The sequence below is a fragment of the Cronobacter sp. EKM101R genome (assembly GCF_963888145.1).
GTDB lineage: Bacteria > Pseudomonadota > Gammaproteobacteria > Enterobacterales > Enterobacteriaceae > Cronobacter > Cronobacter turicensis.
The window spans coordinates 53,901-73,350 of record NZ_CAWPHW010000003.1 but is presented as its reverse complement, the minus strand read 5'-3'; the positions used below and the strand labels follow the sequence as shown (position 1 = coordinate 73,350).

6 protein-coding genes are annotated in these 19,450 nt (G+C 56.9%); 4 read left to right on the top strand and 2 right to left on the bottom strand.

All coding sequences use genetic code 11. The features are described 5' to 3' along the window. Window positions 1-291: 291 nt before the first annotated feature. On the bottom strand, window positions 292-1,260 hold the full coding sequence (locus AACV31_RS04900) for a ParB family protein (RefSeq protein ID WP_165156354.1): 969 nt from the start codon (window positions 1,258-1,260) through the stop codon (window positions 292-294). Between the two features lie 7 nt (window positions 1,261-1,267). Beyond that, window positions 1,268-2,464 carry an AAA family ATPase gene (locus AACV31_RS04895; RefSeq protein ID WP_370458115.1) on the bottom strand — a complete coding sequence of 399 codons (1,197 nt, stop codon included), beginning with the start codon at window positions 2,462-2,464 and terminating at the stop codon, window positions 1,268-1,270. An 851-nt stretch (window positions 2,465-3,315) separates the two neighbouring features. Here AACV31_RS04895 and AACV31_RS04890 point away from each other — a divergent pair. The 4 genes from AACV31_RS04890 to AACV31_RS04875 all read left to right on the top strand — a co-directional run bounded on the left by AACV31_RS04890 (window position 3,316) and on the right by AACV31_RS04875 (window position 19,233). Continuing rightward, window positions 3,316-4,329: a RepB family plasmid replication initiator protein gene (locus AACV31_RS04890; protein ID WP_007767773.1), complete on the top strand. Its 1,014-nt coding sequence runs from the start codon at window positions 3,316-3,318 to the stop codon at window positions 4,327-4,329. 615 nt (window positions 4,330-4,944) lie between these two features. Beyond that, entirely contained in the window at window positions 4,945-6,609 is a 1,665-nt protein-coding gene (locus tag AACV31_RS04885; protein WP_165156356.1) for a ShlB/FhaC/HecB family hemolysin secretion/activation protein, read from the top strand. 13 nt (window positions 6,610-6,622) lie between these two features. After that, entirely contained in the window at window positions 6,623-18,832 is a 12,210-nt protein-coding gene (locus AACV31_RS04880) for a hemagglutinin repeat-containing protein (RefSeq protein WP_165156358.1), read from the top strand. Continuing rightward, window positions 18,829-19,233 (top strand): hypothetical protein, encoded by a 405-nt coding sequence (locus AACV31_RS04875; RefSeq protein ID WP_237656673.1) that lies wholly within the window; start codon window positions 18,829-18,831, stop codon window positions 19,231-19,233. The genes AACV31_RS04880 and AACV31_RS04875 overlap by 4 nt, the downstream gene beginning before the upstream one ends. Window positions 19,234-19,450 lie beyond the last annotated feature (217 nt).

Here is a 19,450-nt window from a genome sequence, read left to right as displayed (position 1 = left end):
GGAAAATAGCGATAAAACGCAGCCTGAAAGATGGCGATTTCAGCGTGAAATATTCCGTTTAAATTTATAAATATCAATCACTTAACGATAAAATCAGCGTGGCGAAACCTTTGAAATTTCATTGTGTAGCGGGCAATCATCAGACGGAACATCCACTGTAGAGAGTAAAGGAGAGATAACGCTTTAACGAAGGGAAAGGGGAAGCTGGCGATTTCACCGTGAAATCCGTCCAGAAAAAAACGATATTTCAGGGAGATAACGGTGAAATCACCACGGCGAGCGGATGTCCGCTCAGGAAAGATGCTTCTTCAGAATGCGTTCAATGGCGCTGTCGAGTTCGTCCTGCACCTCGCGTGAGAGACGATTAAACTCGTAGCTGAACAGGCGGCCTTTGGTGCGTTTGCGGGCAAAACGATCTTTATCTGAAAAACGCCAGAGTGGGGAGATAACCGCTTTATCTTTCGGACCCGGCGACGTGAGCAGTTCCCCTTCACGGGCAATGATACGCACGATGCGGTTTTTGACTTCGTCTTCGGCCAGATCCGTTTCTGACAGCACAATATCCACTTCGCTGGCGATGGAGTCGGTCAGCGTTTTCAGGGCGACCTCATTCTTCAGCAACGTTTCTTCGACACTGTTCAGCGTCTTGTAGTCGCTGAAGGTGAGTTCGGACTGAATCGGAAAGAACGCCAGCAGTTCAGCCGATACCGACGCTGCCTGTAGCGCGCGGGTGACTTTCGCCTGCGACAACCCTTCCTGCTCGGCTATCTCTTTCTGGTTAAGCCCGGCGTTTTTCAACGCCATCAGGCGCAGCCCAATCTCACGAATGTTGTGCTCTTTCGCGGTCTGGATATCTTTGGCAAGCTTGCGGGCTTCTTCTGACGTCAGCGCAGCTTCTGTCACCAGCACGGTCAGGCCGGTGTGGCAGATAAGCGCCGCCGCACGACGGCGGGAGCCATCCAGAATTTCAATGCGATCGCCCGCTTTTACGCCAATTGCCGGGAAGAACTGCTGAAATTTCAGCGTACGGGTAATGTCACGCAAAGATTCCGGCGTCAGCGCAGACTGATCGCGCCCGTTGGTTTCCTGGCGCACAAAGGTTTTTTCCGCCACGTCCGCAGGCGCGACGGTTTCCAGCCTGAACGTCGCTTTACGGCCGGAATTGAGCACAAACACCGAGGTAAACGTTTCGGCATCCGTGCTCTCTTTAAACGGGGCGTGGGTGAGTGTACGGCCAATGGTGACTCTTTTTGTGCTCATAGTATTCTCAGCTCATACGAATGAATTCAATGCGATCGAAAACCGCTTTGGCAAAGTCTTCGGCGGCGGCGCGCGCATTCTTCAGCGCCTCGCTGCTCCCGATATAAGTGGCGGGGTTGGCGGAAATCACTGTATCAAACGACTCTCCGCAGCGTTCAAAGCCGTCCAGACGGGGCAGGGCGACATCCAGCATATCGCCGCCGAAAATCTCCTTGGCGAGGCTGTGACAGAGCTTGTGATCGGCTTTGTTAAGTAGCTTCGACATGAAGCCGATATTTTTCTGCAGCCGCACCCGGCAGCCGGACTCTTCAATCAGGGCAATAAGCTCCGGCAGACGCGTCAGGTATTTGAGCGTGGAGTGGAAATCCACCTGCGCGGGCGGCACCGGCGTGAAGAGGACGTCCGAGGCGGCAATAGCGTTCATCAGGAAAGCATCCAGATGCGGGCCGCTGTCGACAAAGATAAAGTCGTAGTCCCCGGCAATTTTATCGATGATATTCTGGCGCAGTACGCCATAAATACTGGCGCCCGGCAGATGCTCCGCGCAGAGCTCTTCCCAGCGTGACGCGATAAAAGCGTCTTCAATAGAGGCTGGCATGACATCCACGCCCGGCACAATCGACGGCACAATGAACTCTTCCAGCAGCTCTTCACGCGATACGTTCTGCAGCATGGCCTGCGCGCTGGTGGTATCGACAGTACCGACCGCACGAGTGTGATTAAGGAACATGGTGGCGGAAGATTGCGGATCGAGATCGACCACCAGGATACGCAAATCTTCGAACAGCAGATGAGGGTGTACGCGCAGCGCATGCGCCAGAGAAACCGTAGACACCGTTTTCGAAACGCCGCCTTTCAGGTTACCGACAAAAATGGTAAAGGCCTCATCATGACGATCGCGGTATTTAGGCACGCCGCGGTGATGATAGAGATCGATAATATTCTGAACGGACATCGCATATTTGGTGGAAGAGCCCGCCGCGCGTTTATCAAAGATATAGCCGTTCGCTTCCATTTCACTGACGGCGTAATCGACGCTGGCGCGGGTCAGCCGCGGAAGTTTGGCCAGCGCCGCTTTGGCGTAGACCTGATAAAAGGTGTTTTCCTGAAGCTCATCTTTCTGATGTTGGATCTGTTCCGTCAGGCCAAGAAGCATTCTTTCTGAACGTTCGGCAACTTTCGTCAACTGCTGCTCATTATCCATCATAAAACTCACTGTATGCAGGATTTATTGATTTAGACGAAAATACAGCATAAAAGCCAGACGGTAAACATAAATGTGATGGCGATGTGCGCCTGCTCAAATTGCTGATGTTATAAGACGTTACTGTTAAAGATCGCAGCGCTCACCGCAAAAACGAACGTGCTTCAGCCGTTCGTTTGAGGAAGCGCGAAAGAGCCGAGTTTAATCAGGGCGGGAGATGCGTTGTTTCTGAAGGTTATCCACAGGCCCGATCAAAGTTTTCGATCCCAAGCAGATCCCTAATATGATCCTTAAAGATCCCTTTCCTGAATTTCTTATCTGGATCATGGGGTTGCATCACTTTATAACCACTATGGCGAGCAGATCATCCACTGAAGCGAGCCGGATATCCACTGTGGTGAGGCATATAACGGCTGAAGAGAGTACCGTGTATCCACTGTAGTGAGCAAAGCCCCTGGGTTGTTGTTATCGGTCATTGCCTGATAACCCTCTGTCACAGAAACCTTTTTCCTGGTATCCGGTAAAGTTATCAATGCGCATTAACACGCTTATTCACACCCCCCAAAGCCTTTTTTTGCTGCCTGACCATCACTGTAACAGATTAACGCTCTTACGCAGGCGTTGCGGGTATCCACTATGGTGAGCTACGTGCAGGATCCTGTATCAGGATCCGGTAAAACAACCACTGCAGAGAGTAAATAACCACTGTAGCGAGTAAACATCCACTATGGAGAGTAATTGGCGCGTATAAGCATGTGACATAACCACTATGGTGAGTGATACTCTCACTGGCGAAGATAATAACCACTATAGTGAGTAAACACCGGCATTCAGGACAGGAGAACCCGCACGTGGCCGATGAAGAGAGCATCAATATCAACGACGCCTTCAGTGAGCTCGACCGTAAAACCGGCGAGGTGGTCACGCTGGTCCCTAACCGTAACAACACGGTGCAGCCGGTCGCGCTGATGCGCCTTGGCCTGTTTGTTCCGACGCTGAAGTCCACCGCCCGCGGCCGAAAAGGCCAGATGTCCTCGATGGACGTGACGGAAGAGCTTAAGCAGCTTTCGCTGGTAAAATCGGAAGGCTACGAAAATATCAAGATAACCGGCGCCCGTCTGGACATGGACAATGATTTCAAAACCTGGGTCGGGATCATTCATGCCTTCGCCAAATATAATGTGCTTGGCGACAGCGTCACGCTGCCTTTTGTGGAGTTCGTGAAGCTGTGCGGCATTCCTTCGGCCCGTTCTTCTGCAAAGCTCCGTAAGCGTCTTGATGCCTCGCTGACCCGTATCGCCACCAACACCATTTCCTTCAGTAACAAAGAAGGGGAGTACTACGTCACGCACCTGGTGCAGTCTGCCAAGTACAGCGCCAAAAAAGATGAGGTGACGCTGCAGGCCGATCCAAAAATCTTCGAGCTCTATCAGTTCGACAAGAAAGTCCTGCTGCAGCTGCGCGCCATTAATGAACTGTCGCGTAAAGAATCCGCGCAGGCGCTGTATACGTTTATTGAAAGCCTGCCGCCCAACCCGGCGCCGGTCTCGCTTGCCCGTCTGCGCGCACGTCTGAATCTTACGTCCCGCACCATCACGCAAAACTCCACGGTGCGTAAAGCCATGGAGCAGCTCAAAGAGATCGGTTATCTCGATTACACCGAAATCAAACGCGGGCGGGTGGTGTACTTTCATATCCACTACAGAAGGCCAAAACTGCGTCCGCAGAGCCTGCCTGGCGCGCTGCCGGCCGGTGAGGAGTTGCCGGTGGAAAACAGCGCCGTAGCGGAAGAGCAGGGCGAAATGGTGATGCTGACCAAAGAAGAGCTGGCACTGCTGGAGAAAATCCGCAAAGGCCAGATCTGAACATCCACTGTAGTGAGCAGTGCGTATTGCCGTTTCGCTACCAAACTCACTACAGTGGATTTTACTCACTGTAGTGGATGCTTCTCTCTGTAGTGGATATTTTGCCGTTATGCACTCTCCATAGTGGATACGCTTCCTGCTCTCCGTCAGCGATCTCGCCTTACTGTTAAAAATCTGGCGATTTCACCGTGAAATCTCAGCATGTAATCCTGTATAAACAGCAAGTTAGACGAAGATGAGGGCGGCGAGCATGAGGCATTTCACTGACCGCTGATCTTGCAGCGGATTGCCGGGGTTTGTTTCAGCGTGGGTTTCTGTGGGGACTGCTTTCACTTAAAAAGCCCGTTTCTCTTGTTATATAAAACGCATTAAAAGTCCATTTCAACATTAATCCTTTTTATAACCACAATTCCCGCTGTTTTATTCTGGCCGGTACCACCGGTTTCACTCTGGGCCTGTTCTTATTTTTCTTTTATTCAAATTAACGCGCAGCCCGCAAAGAATATATCTTTGTGAATAAATGTAATTAACTATTACTATAAGAAAAACCTTAAAACCATTCGCGAAATAACGCTGTGTTATTCCGCTAACTTTTTCATTTCAAAGGTCAACCGGATGACTGCTCGCATTTTTTATGGATTATTACTGGCGCTGCTATTTCCTTCTGCCTTTGCGGCGCCACTTTCTCCTGCCGATCGCGATGCCATCCGCCAGCAACAGGAACAGCTGTTATTACAGGGTCAGCAGCAGCGTGAGGAGTTACAGCGCAGCACGCCGCTACTCCGCGCTGAAGCGCCTGTAATACCTGCCCCGTCATCCGGCCCGTGTTTTACCATTCGTACCATTACTTATTCCGGCGCCACGCTGTTAAGCGCGCGTGAGCAGGCGAAATTATCGCGCCCCTGGCTGAATCAGTGCCTCGATATGCCGCGTATTACGCAACTGATAAATAGCGTATCAGACTGGTATCTGAGTCGTGGGTATATTACCAGCCGCGCGTTTCTCACCGAGCAGGATCTCTCGCAGGGTGAACTGCGTATCGTCGTGCTGGAAGGAAAGCTGCGTCAGATCCGCCTCGAAAACAAAACGCCGCTGCTGCTGAAAATGGCGTTTCCGGGGCTTGAAGGGAAGATCCTGAACCTGCGCGATATTGAGCAGGGGATGGAGCAGATCAATCGCCTGCGCGCCACGCCGGTACAAATCGATATTCTGCCGGACAACACGCCCGGCTGGTCGGTGGTCAATCTGACTGCCACGCCCGAGTTTCCGCTACGCGCCACGGTAAGTTTCGATAACAGCGGCCAGAAGAGCACCGGCACCGGGCAGCTTAATGGCTCGCTCACCGGTAATAATCTGCTGGGGATCGCCGATCAGTGGTTTGTCAGCGGCGGGCGCAGCAGCGATTTCGCGACCGCGTATAACGCCCGCAGCCTGCAGGCGGGCGTCAGTATCCCGTGGGGCTACAGCCTGCTGGATTACAGCTACAGCTGGAGCGACTACCGCTCGACGCTCGATAACCAGGGTTTTATGTGGATCTCCACCGGCGACAGCGAAACGCATCGCCTTAATCTTTCCCGCGTGGTGTTCCGCAACGGCGATATCAAAACCGCGCTTACCGCGGGCGTCACACGGCGCGAAAGTCACAACTGGCTTAATAATGCCCTGCTCGCCAGCAGCAGCCGCAAGCTCTCCAGCCTGACGCTCGGCGTTAACCACACCCAGAAAACCGGCGGCGGCGTGGCGACCTTCAACCCGGCCTTCAGCCGCGGCATGCCCTGGTTCGACAGCGAAACCGATGAAACCAAAACCGGTGACGAACCCAAAGCGCAGTTTCGTAAATGGAGCCTCAGCGCCAGCTGGCAGCGCCCGCTCACGCAGGATCTGTGGTGGCTCACCAGCGCGTACGGCCAGTGGTCGCCGGATCGCCTCTATGGCGCCGAACGCCTGACGCTCGGCGGCGAAAGCTCGGTTCGCGGCTTTAAAGAGCAATATTTGTCCGGCGACAACGGCGGCTACTGGCGTAACGAACTCAACTACACGCTGGCAACGCTGCCGGTGCTCGGCCAGATCAGCGCCACGGCGGCGCTGGATGGCGGCTGGCTCGCCAGAGACAAACTTGACCGCTACGCCTCCGGCACGCTGTGGGGGGGGGCCGTCGGGCTTGGCAGCGCAGGGCGCTGGTTCGCCAGTCAGCTTACCGTAGGCACGCCGTTACAGTACCCGGACTGGCTGGGGCCGGACCACTTTACCGTTAACTACCGCATCGCATTCACGCTTTAAGAGGCTTCAGGTCATGGATACCCGTCAACCGCCCGTGCGTTTTTCCGCTCGTCTGCTGAGCTACCTCATTATTTCCCTGCTGGTCTGGCAGCCCGTGGCGCCGGCTTTTGCGGCGGCCATGGCGCCCACAGGCCCCACGGCGATGGATAAAGCAGGTAACGGCGTGCCGGTGGTGAACATCGCCAGGCCCAACGCGGCGGGGATCTCCCATAACCAGTTCAAAGACTATAACGTCGGCCAGGAGGGGGTCATTCTCAATAACGCCACCGGGCAGCTGAACAAGACCCAGCTCGGCGGGCTTATCCAGAACAACCCGAACCTGAAAGCGGGCCAGGAAGCGCGCGGCATTATTAACGAAGTGACGGGCGGCAGCCGTTCACAGCTCAACGGCTACACCGAGGTGGCGGGTAAAGCCGCGAACGTCATGGTGGCGAACCCGTATGGCATTACCTGTAACGGCTGCGGCTTTATTAACACGCCGAACGTCACGCTGACCACCGGCAAGCCGGTGCTCGACGCCGCAGGTAATCTCTCCGCGCTGGAGGTCACCCGCGGCACCATCACCGTGGAAGGCAAAGGGCTTGACGCCAGCCAGAGCGACGCGCTGTCGATTATCTCCCGCGCCACCGAAGTGAACGCGGCGATCCACGCGCGCGATTTAAACGTAACGGCGGGCGCGAACCGCGTTAACGCAGACGGCAGCCGCACCGCGATGGTCGGTGAAGGCAATGCCCCTGTGGTGGCGGTCGATACCGGCGCGCTCGGCGGCATGTACGCCAACCGCATTCGTCTGGTGTCCGGCGATAAGGGAGTGGGCGTTAACCTTGGCAACCTCAATGCGCGCCAGGGCGATATCACGCTCGACGCCAGCGGCAAACTGACGGTTAAAAACAGCCTGGCGAGCGGCAACCTGACGGCGAAAGGCGACAACGTCACGCTCACGGGCGAGCATAAAACCGGCGGTACGCTTGCGGTTAACAGCCGTGGCGGGGTGGCGCTGGATCACGCAGCGCTCGCAAGCGACGGCGCCATGACGCTTACCGCCGACGGTGCGCTCTCCGCCAGCGCCAGTACGCTCACCAGCGGCCAGAGCCAGGCGCTGAACGGCAAAACCGTCACGCTGGATAGCGGTAGCCGTCTTGACGCAAAACGTGACGTCACGCTCACCGGCGGCGCGCTCGCGAGCCAGGCGCAAATTAACGCCGGCGGCAACGCGCAGATAGCGGGCGACAGCCTCACCAACAGCGGGCAGATTGCTGCCACTGGCCGCCTCGACACCCGAACCACCCGTCTGAATAACCGCGGCACGCTGCAGGGCAACGGCGTGACGGTTGACAGCGATGCCGTGACCAACAGCGGAACGCTGCAAAGCGCGTCGGCACTGACGCTGAAAGGCAAAACGCTCGATCAACAGGGCACCGTCAGCGCGCGCGGCGATGCCGCTCTTAACCTCACAGACAGCCTGCGCAACGGGACCAACGGGAAAATCCTCACGGACGGCACACTCACTGCCAACATCGGCGAACTTGAGCAGAACGGCACGCTTTCCGGCACAAAACGCCTCGATGTACAGGCTCAACAGGTTACCTCCGGTAAGGGAGCGCTCACTACAAGCCAGGGCGATATTCGTCTCGATGCGGTCGGTAAAGCCGATCTCAGCGGCCAGACGATCGCGGCGGGTAACCTGACGCTGACCGGTGACGCCGTCACCACGCAGCAGGACGCGCAGCTGCAAAGCGGTCGCGATCTCGCCATTACCGCCCATGACGCGACGCTTGACGGCACGCATGCGGCGAAGGGCGCGCTGAACGTCACGACGCAGCGCCTGAGCCACGGCGGCAAATCTGACTCGGCCGCGACCACCTTTCTGGGTGATGAATCCCTTAATAACAGCGGTACGCTGACGGGCGACGCGCTGACGCTGCGCGGTAAACAAATCACTAACCGCGGCCTTCTGAAAGGCAGCGGCACGCTTAATCTCTCAACCGATCGCCTCGATAACCTCGCGGGCGGCACGCTTTACAGCCCGGCCAGCCTGAACCTTGCCATTCCGACGCTCACCAACCAGGGGCAAATCACCACCGATGGCGATCTGACGCTGCGTGGCGCGCAGCTGACGAACGGCGGACTGTTACAGAGCCATCGCGCGCTCGATATGGCTTACGATAGTTTCGATAACCTTTCCGGCGGTACGCTGTACAGCGCCCGCGATCTGCATCTGACCCTCCCGGTGCTCACCAATCAGGGGCTGATCAGCACCGACGGCAACCTCTCATTGCGCGGCCAGTCGCTGGTAAACCGCGGCGAGATCAACGGGGTGAATCTCAGCGGCGACATCACGACGCTCAACAATACCGGCCGCCTGCTGGCGGATAACGCGCTGACGCTGAATACCGGCACGCTCAGCTCCGACGGCACGCTGGCGGCAGAGCAGGTGACGATCGCCGCAGATCAACTGCAAAACCAGGGGCTGGTGCAGGGCAACCGCGTACTGAACGTGACGGCGGGTGACACCGACAACCAGGGCGCGCTGCGCACCAGCGGTACGCTGGCGCTGGACGGGGGCACGCTCACCAACGGCGGCGAGCTCAGCGCCACGGCGCTGCTGCTGACGCTGGCGAAACACGCCGATAACCGCGGCAAACTGGTCGCGACCGACGCGCTGCGCCTTACCACGCCAGCGCTCACCAACACCGGCACGCTGGCGGCCGCCACGCTCGATCTCAACAGCGCCGCCGTCACCAACAGCGGCACCTTGCAGGCGACCGGCGATGTACTCGCGCACGGTAAACAGTTCGATAACCAGCAGGGCGGGGTGGTGCTCGCGGGCGGGGCGCTTGCGCTGAACCAGAACACGCTCAGCAACGCCGGGCTGTTACAGGGCGACACGCTTGCTGTCGCCGCGCAGGACTGGCGCAACGAGGGCAACGCGCTCGGGCAAAACGGCGTCACCGCACAGATTGACGGCAACCTGACCAATCAGGGAAACGTGTTAAGCCAGCAGGCGCTTGATATCCGTGCCGGTAATACGGATAACCGCGGTGCGCTGATGGCGAAAGTGCTGGCGCTGCATGGCGATCTGCAAAACAGCGGGCTGCTGCAGGGCAGCGATGCGCTGAACTGGGATGGCGCCATGCTCACCAACGCCGCAGGCGGTAAAGTCACTGGCGGCGGTACGCTTGCACTCAACGGCACGACGCTCGACAACCAGGGCCAGATGCAGGGCCGCGCGCTCAGCGTGACCGGCGATAACCTGCATAACGGCGGTACGCTGCAGGCGACCGACAGCCTGAACGCCACGCTGAGCCAGACGCTTGAGAATAACGGCGCGCTGCTGAGCCAGAATCAGGCGGACGTGAGCGCGGCGCAGCTGTCGAATAACGGCACGCTGGCGGCACGCGCGCTGACCGTTCAGGCACCCGGCATCACTAACCGCGGGACGCTTGCGGGCAACGACAGCCTGAGCCTCACCACGCGTAATCTTTATAACGGCGCTCACGGCCAGCTTGCCACCGGCGGCGGCCTGACGCTGAACCTCGATCGTCTGGACAACCAGGGGCAGCTGTCGGTTAACGACGGGCTGACGCTCCGGGGCAACACGCTCATCAACGGCGGCGATATCAACGCCGCGGCGCTTGATACCACGCTCAGTGGCGCGCTGGATAACGCCGGGCGGCTGATGGCCGACGGACGTGCGCAGCTTACTGCAGGGACGATGATCAACAGCGGCACGCTCGCAGCGGATGACGTCACGCTGGGTGCCGGAACCCTCCACAACAGCGGGCTTATTCAGGGCGCGCAGCGCGCGGAGGCCACGGCGCAGACGCTCACGAACGACGCCAGCGGCACCTGGCTTTCTGGCGGCGCGCTGACACTTCACGGCGCTGACCTCACTAACGCCGGACAAGTGCAGGGCGACACGCTGGCGCTGACCGCCGGCAGCCTCGATAACCGCGGCGTGATAAACGGCATTCAGGGGCTCACGGGCACCGTTCAGGGCGCGCTCACCAATGACGGGCAGATGGTCAGCCGTGGCGACGCGACGTTTAACGCCGACAGCCTCACCGGCAGCGGGCGCATCGTGGCGGATACCCTAACGCTTCAGGCGAATCGGCTTACAAACAACGGCCTTTGGCAGGGCACGAAGGGGCTGACCGCGACCGGCGACACCCTTACCACGGGTGCGAACGCCCGCACGCTGAGTGGTGGCGATCTTTCGCTTAATGCCGGAACGCTTAACACCGGCGGGACGCTGCAGGGCCAGCAGGTGAAAGTTGATGCCGACAACTGGACGCACGGCGGCACGTTAATCAGCCTCGGCGGGCTGGGCGCGCAGACGCGCACCACCCTGACCAACAACGGCTCGCTGTTAAGCCAGGGCGCGGCCACCGTCACGGCGGGCGAGCTTGCCAACAACGGCTCATTGCTGAGCCAGGGCGCGCTGACGCTCGACGGCCAGCGGCTGACCAACCACGGCGCGCTGCAGGGCGATACCCTGAGCGCGTACCAGAACCAGATCAACAACCAGGGCACCCTGACCGGCGTGCAGGGGCTGACGCTCACCGCCCGCCCACAACCGCGAATGGCCCGTATGCTGCTGGTTGCACCGGCGCGCGAGCTGATCAATGGCGCCAACGGCGCGCTGCTCACCGGCGGCACGCTGCGTATTGATTCTGGCGCGGTGAACAACGCCGGGCGCTGGCAGGGGCAAAATATTTTGCTGAACGCGCAGCGCCTCGACCACAGCGGCGCTATCCAGAGCGCGGACGGCCTGAACATCACGCTTTCCGGCGATCTTAACAGCCAGGCGGGCAGCAAAATCACGGCGCTCGGCACGGCAACGCTGAACGCGCTCGCCATGACGAACCAGGGCGAATGGGCGGCGAAAAACCTGACGCTCACCGGCAACAGCCTGCGTAACGACGGCGCTATCACGGGCGTCAACGGCCTGACGGCGACGCTCAATAACGATCTCACCCAGACCAGCGGCGGCAAACTGTTAACCGGCGGCGCGCTGACGATGGGCGCAGGCGCGGTAAATAACCAGGGCGCGGTGCAGGGCGGCACGCTGGATGTCACCACCGGCGGCCTGACCAACAGCGGTCGGTTGCAGGGCGATAACGGCGTGACGCTCACCGCGCGCGGCTCGCTCACCAACAACGCTGGCGGGCAGGTTATCAGCCGCCAGGATCTCGCCGTCACCACGCCGGTGCTGCTGAACTATGGGCTGATGCAGGGCGGCGGCGCCACGCGGGTGGAGGCCACCACGTCTGCGCGCAACGACGGTAAGCTGCTTTCCGGCGGCCAGCTGACGCTCACCACGCCGCAGTTCACCGGCGCGGGCTGGCTGCAGGCGACGAACCTTATTCTGAACGCCGCGAATGCGACCAACAGCGGCACCTGGCTTGCGGATCAGGGCACGCTGACCGGCACCACGTTCACCAACCAGGGCACGACGCAGGGCGGGGCGCTGACGGTCAACTACGGCACGCTCAACAACAACGGCACGCTGCTCGGTAATAACCAACTGACGGTGAATGCCAGCCAGGTCAACCAGCAGGCGGCTGGCAAACTCTTCTCCGGCGGCGATTTGTGGATTGGCAGCGCGGGCCTGGACGCGGCGGGCCAGCTGGTTGCGCTCGGCAATCTGACGCTTAAGCTCACTAACGCGTTTACCAATAACAACGCGCTGGCGGCCGGGAAAACGCTCACCGTCACCAGCAATGGCGCCATCGATAACCGCGGCGTGCTGCAGGGCCAGGCGGTGAATGTCAGCGCGGGCGGCGCGCTCACCAACAACGGACAGATCACGACCGGCAGCGGCGCGAGCACGCTCAGCGGCGGCAGCGTGGCGCTCAACGGCGCAGGTACGTTACAGGGCGGCGGCGATGTGACTATTGCGAGCCGCGGCAACATCACTGTGGACGGTTTTACCGGCACCCGCGGCAGCCTGACGCTCACCGCGCCGGGCAATATCGTCAATACCGCACTGCTTTATGCGGCCAGTAACCTGGCGCTCTACGCCAACAGCATCACCAACCAGCGCGGCGATATTCTCGCGGGCAACAGCCTGTGGATGCAGAAAGATGCGGCGGGTAATGCGAATGCGGAAGTGGTGAATACGTCCGGTAATATCGAGACGCAGAACGGCGATATTACGATTAAGACCGCAAATCTGCGCAATGAACGCGCAGGGCTTAAATCAACCATGCAAACCCAGGATTCAGACTCTACTTATGCATGGATGGGACAACCGAATGTAAATATTCCTGTCGCTGACTTAGGAATAGATACCCTGGTTCAGGATTCATATATTGCGCTTTCTAACGAAACCTCAGGTAGCTGCAGTGGTGTACCTTGTTTCCGTTATGCATACAACATTATTTATTATCATCCTCTTAAAGAGTACGAAACGCGGAAGTTTATATTAGAAAAAACGCAGCAAGAAATATCAGCCGAAGGTAGTGGTGCTCGTATTTCTTCAGGTCGAAACCTGGTAATTAGTGCAGGTGTGCTTAATAACCAAGCCAGTAACATAATCGCAAATAATAACATTAATCTGGAAGGCCAAAGTTTAAATAACCAAAGCTATCAAGCCGGTACTCATATTAAATATGCAGTATATAACTATTCTGGCCCCAAGCCTGGCTCACGGAATGTTGATACCACGGGTTATACGATGAACGGCACTCGGTATCTCAGGGATGTAGCTTATAAATTTGAAAATTATGTAACAGAAACTGAAAACGGCGAACTCTACCGCGCCGTCATACAAGCTGGTGGTAACGTCACCGCGAATTTTGCCGATAATATCAGTAACACCAGCACCACCGCGAACGCAGGAAAAGTCAGCAACACCATAAACACGCCACCCCTGAATACTCTGAGCCATCAAAGTATTGGCGGTAGCGTGCAAAAACAGGGCCTCGCGGGTGGCGCGGCGGTCGCCGTCAATTCGCCGGAGTGGAAAGATCAGCTTCAGGGCGCGCTACAACAGATCAACGGCGGCGGCGCGCTGGAGAACAGCGCAGGCGGCAGCGCGCTGGCTAACCTCTCTGCCACCAAAGCGGATAAAGCGAATCTTGGCAATACTTCTGGCCTCGCCAGCGTAGGCGTAACGGCGGCGAGCGCGGCGAATATCACCGGCGGCGCGCTGGCGAACACGCCAGGCAAACCTGTCGATACCAGCGCGTATCCGCTGCCTTCGGGCAACAACGGCTTTTTTGTGGTTTCCGATAACCCGAAAAGCCCGTACCTGATCAACGTTAACCCGAAACTCGATGGCCTGGGCGAGCTCGATCCGGCGCTGTTCGGCGATCTCAACAAACTGCTGGGCGTCCAGCCTGGCGCCGCGCCGCGTGAGACGCGCGCGGGCTTCACCAATGAAAAACAGTTCCTCGGCTCGTCATACATGCTCGGGCGGCTCAACCTCAACCCGGAGTATGACTATCGTTTCCTCGGAGATGCCGCGTTCGACACGCGCTACGTCAGCAATACGCTGCTGAACCAGACCGGCAATCGCTATCTCAACGGCGTCGGCTCCGATCTCCAGCAGATGCAGTACCTGATGGACAGCGCTGCCGCGCAGCAAAAATCGCTGGGACTGCAGTTCGGCGTGGCGCTGACGCGCGATCAAATCGCCTCGCTTGATAAAAGCATTCTCTGGTGGGAGTCCGCCACGGTGAATGGCGAGACGGTGATGATCCCGAAACTCTATCTCTCGCCGAAAGATGTGACGGTTAATAATGGCAGCGTGATCGCGGGGAATAACGTCAGCCTGAAAGGCGGTGACATTACCAACAGCGGCAGCACGCTGCTGGCCAGAGAGGATCTCAAACTCGACAGCCAGAACAGCATCAGCAACCTCAACGACGGCCTGATGAAAGCAGGCGGCGGCCTGAGCCTGAGCGCCATTGGCGACATCAATAACATCAGCTCAACCATCAGCGGGAAAACCGTGGCGCTGGAGAGCGCCGACGGCAGCATTAACAACATCACGCTTGCCGAACAGACGAGCATCGACGCACGCGGTAAGTACGGCAGCGTCATGCTGAAAGACACCACACTCGGCAGCACGGCCACCATCAGCGCGCAGGACAGTCTGGCCTTACAGGCCGGTAAAAACATCACGCTCACCGGCGCGAACCTGACCTCCGGCGGCGATCTGCTGATGAATGCCTGGGGCGATATCGCGGTGAATGCCAACCAGGTTAACGACGCTTACGGGCAGTCCGGTTTGCGGAATAACACCAACACCAGCCGCTCTTCGGTGACCTACCAGGGTAGCACCCTCAGCGCAGGCGGCAATCTCGGCATTAAAGCCGGTGACAACCTGAGCGTGGCGGCAGGCGATATCAAGGCGGGCGGCAACGCGGCCCTCGCGGCAGGCGGCGATCTCAACCTCGAGGCTCTGCAAACCAGTAAAAACAGCCGCAACGGCAAGAAAGAAACGCACAGCACCGGGCTCGATCGCACGACCGTTTCCGCTGGCGACAACCTGACGCTGAGTGCAGGCCGGGATATCAACGCGCACGCGGCGGCCCTGGCGGCAGAGGACAATATCGGCATCCAGGCCGGACGCGACGTCAACCTGAACGCGGAGGCCACTACCTCTGGCGACAGCTACCGCTCGAAGAAAAAAACCACCATTAACGAGTCCGTGCGTCAGCAGGGCACGGAGCTGGCGAGCGGTGGTAACACGGTCATTGTCGCCGGGCGCGATATGAATGCCGACGCGGCGCAGGCTACGGCGAAGGGCGACATCGGCGTGACGGCGGGGCGCGATATTAACCTCGCGACCGCCACCGAGAGCGATTACCACTACAAAGAAGAAACCAAAACCAAAAAAGGTTTCCTCAAGAAAACCACCACGCACACGGTGTCTGAACAGAGCGCCACGCGCGAAGCGGGCACGCTGCTGAGCGGCGATAATGTCACGCTGAAGGCGGGCGAAGACGTGCTCGTCAAAGGCTCGGCGGTGGCAGGCGACGGTAACGTCGCGCTGAGCGCCGGTAAAAACGTGGAGATCGCGGCGGCGACCAACACCGATTCGAACTGGCAGCTCAAAGAGAAGAAAAAGAGCGGCCTGATGGGATCCGGTGGGATCGGCTTTACCATCGGCAGCAGCAAAACGCGCCATGAGCTGAAAGAAAAAGGCACCACGCAGAGCCAGAGCGTCAGCACCGTCGGCTCGACCGGCGGCAACGTGACCGTCACGGCGGGCGAACAGGCGCGCGTCAGCGGCGCCGATCTGGTGGCGGGGAAAAACCTCACGCTCACCGGCGACAGCGTGGTTATCGAGCCGGGGCACGATAAACGTACCTCTGATCAGAAATTTGAACAGAAGAGCAGCGGGTTAACCGTGGCGCTTACGGGGGCTGTGGTCGATGCCGTCAATAATGCAGTGACGGCGGCAAAGGACGCTACAAAGCAAAGCGATTCTCGTCTTGCCGCGCTGCAGGCGACCAAATCGGTGCTTTCCGGTTATCAGGCAGTACAGGGCAAAGAGATGGCGGACACCACCGGTGAGCCTAATGCCGGTATCCGCGTCAGCGTTTCTCTGACCACGCAAAAATCAAAATCTGAACAGCATCAGGTATCTGATCAGGTCACCGGTTCGACGCTGAATGCCGGAAACAACTTGTCGATTAACGCCACCGGTAAAAATCACGGCGCTAACAGCGGCGATATTGTGGTTGCGGGCAGCAGCATGAAAGCGGGCGGCGATGCCAGCCTGAATGCGGCGCGGGATATTCTCCTGACCGGCGCGGCGAATACGCAGAAAACCACCGGCAGTAACAGCAGCAGTGGCGGCGGCGTGGGCGTCAGCTTTGGGGTTGGTCAGGGAAGTGCGGGCCTGAGCGTCTTTGCAAATGTGAATGCGGCGAAGGGCAAGGAAAAGGGTGACGGCACCGACTGGACCGAAACCACGCTGGATAGCGGTGGCAAAGTATCGCTGCACAGCGGACAGGATGCATCGCTGATTGGTGCGCAGGTGAGTGGTAGCCAGGTGACGGCGGATATCGGGCGCAACCTGACAATTACCAGTCTGCAGGACAGCAATCACTACGACTCCAAACAGAGCAGCGTGAGCGCAGGCGGCAGTTTCACCTTCGGCAGCATGACGGGTTCTGGCTATGTTAATTTTAGCCAGGACAAAATGCACAGCACCTTCAACAGCGTTGCTGAGCAGAGCGGGATTTTCGCTGGTAAAGGTGGCTTTGACGTCACTGTCGGAAGCCATACCCAGCTCAATGGCGCCGTGATTGGATCAACGGCCGCCGCGGATAAAAACCGGCTGGAGACCGGCACGCTGAGCTTTACGGATATTGGCAATAAGGCGGATTACAAAGTCAGCCATAAAGGCGGAACGATTGGTGCCGGTACGGGGTCAGGGTCTTTAATAGGGCTGGCGAGCAGCGGGCTTTCCGCTGTCAGCGGGGCGATGCTATCAGGACTTGGCAGCAGCGGTCATGCCAGCGGTACCACGCAGTCTGCAGTATCGGAAGGGACTATTGTTATCCGAGATAAAGCTGGCCAGCAACAGGATGTGGCTTCACTGAGCCGCGACGTGGCAAACGCCAACGACACGGTCAGCCCTATCTTTAACAAAGAGAAAGAACAGAAGCGTCTGCAAGTCGCACAGATGACCAGCGACATCGCCGGGCAGATGACCACCATGGTGATGACGGAAGGCGACATCAACGCGCTGAAAGCGGCCCGTGCCGTTCCCGGAAATGCGCATTTAAGCGCGGAAGAACTGAAGCAGACCCAGGCGTATCAGGACGCCTTCAGTGAATACGGCACCGGCGGGAAATACCAGCAAATTGCACAGTCAGCTTCTGCGGCGATAGCCGGTCTGGTCAACGGTGATTTCTCGGGTGCTGTCGCAGGCGCTGCCGCGCCTTACATCGCGACATTTGTGAAAAATCACACCGACGAAGACAGCGCTCAGCGCATTCTGGCCCACGCGCTGGCGGGCGCAGTGATTGCAAAAGCGCAGGGTAAAGATGTGCTGGCAGGTGCCGCCGGGGCCTCCACCGGTGAACTGACGGCGAAACTGGCGCTCGATCTGTACGGCAAAAAACCGGAACAGCTGGGAGAAGACGAAAGACAGCTGGTCAGTGCGCTCTCGTCCGTTGCTGCCGGGCTCGCCGGAGCTGCCGTCAGCGACAATACCGCGGGTGTTCAGGCCGCAGCGCAGGCCGGGAAGAATGCGGTTGAGAATAACTACCTGAGTGCGACCGAAGCCGAAATAAAAGCAGTGCTGGAGCACAAGGAGAAAGCGGGGATATTAACAGGTGATGAAACCAAAGAACTGGCGGATATCCGTAGGTTAGATAAAGAGCGTGATCAGGTCATTCATGACATTTGTACGAAGGGTAATAAGTCAGGCGGAGCCTGTACGGCTTTGGTTGAAAAGGCACAGAATGCACTCAATACTTATGGTGCGAGTGTCACTTACAGTTTGATATTTAAGGATCTTTATCCGCAGGATGCAGCCAATGCTGGCGCGATACTGAAGGGACTGGATGAAGAAAGTATTACGCGCGATGCCGCTATAACTGCCATTGCTAAGAAAAATAATACCAGCTGGGATAAGGCTGCATCACAGTACGATAAAGTTATGCAACTTCATGGCTTTGTCAGCACTTTGGCTGGATTTTATGGCGCTAACTGGATTAGTGAAGCTGAAAGTCAGGTAGCAAAAAGCAGTCCAAAAAATATTTATGATGGGGCTGGAGATACTTCACTGCCTCCTAAGGTTAGAATTGAATATTCACCCGAAGGAACCTATATTAACCAAACCAGTCATGAATCTGGCGGATCAAATTTATGCGGCCCTACTACCTGTGCTATGGTTATCAGTGACAAAAAAGGTAAGGTAGTAAATCTTGATTCTGTTGTTAAACAGTTCGATGATATACGCCCTACAGGGGTTAATATCAATGAAATGAGCACGGTTTTATCAAAAAATGGAGTGGTGAATCAGCCAACGAATACATTATTACCCAATCAACTGAGAGATTATGCGTCACAAGGGCGCACCACTATTGTAAACATTGATACTGGTAAAGGTGGCCATTTTATCGTGGTTGACTCAATGAAAAAAGTTGATGGGGTAGATTATTATATGATCCGTGATCCATTTAATGGGCCTGCCGGGGTTCGCGCGGATGTTTTAGATAAGCGCATGAATTTTAATGGGATTGTTCTGGAATGAAGACCGTAAAAGAGGTTATAGATAATTTTGCTAATGATAATGAGGTATATCTTGATGGATATCTTATTTATCATTCAGACGGTGATCTGAGTCTGATAGATAAAGATTACGGAAATAACTATTTAAAAGCTCCTTTTTTGAAAATCAAAAATAAAGGACTCAGTGATAATCTTGAAAATAATGTTAGTTTGTACGGCGGCGGTTCATCAAGATTATTTCATTACGCCAAAGTGAAAGGCCATCTTTTTATTGATGACGATGAAAATCACTGTCTGGATGTAGAAGAACTGATGGTTGAAGATGGCGGGAAGTGGCATTCGATAGATCTGAACAAACAATATGAACCAAGAAGTAGTGATGGTATCACGTGGGACGATATCTTTAAAAAAGATGATGTTTAGTTTAGCAATTAGCTGTCGTGAAAGGGTATGAAAGTATCTAATATCTTTACAATCATCTCATTTGGGGTTATCTACCGCATGCACGGCTGGATTTATCGTAGTTCCATATGATGATCAAAGGTTTTTTCGAGCGCATGTGTAATACACTTTAATGAAATCATATCCATAACTGATGTGGTCGACACACCGTAGGAATAATTTATAGTCGGGTTCGGGG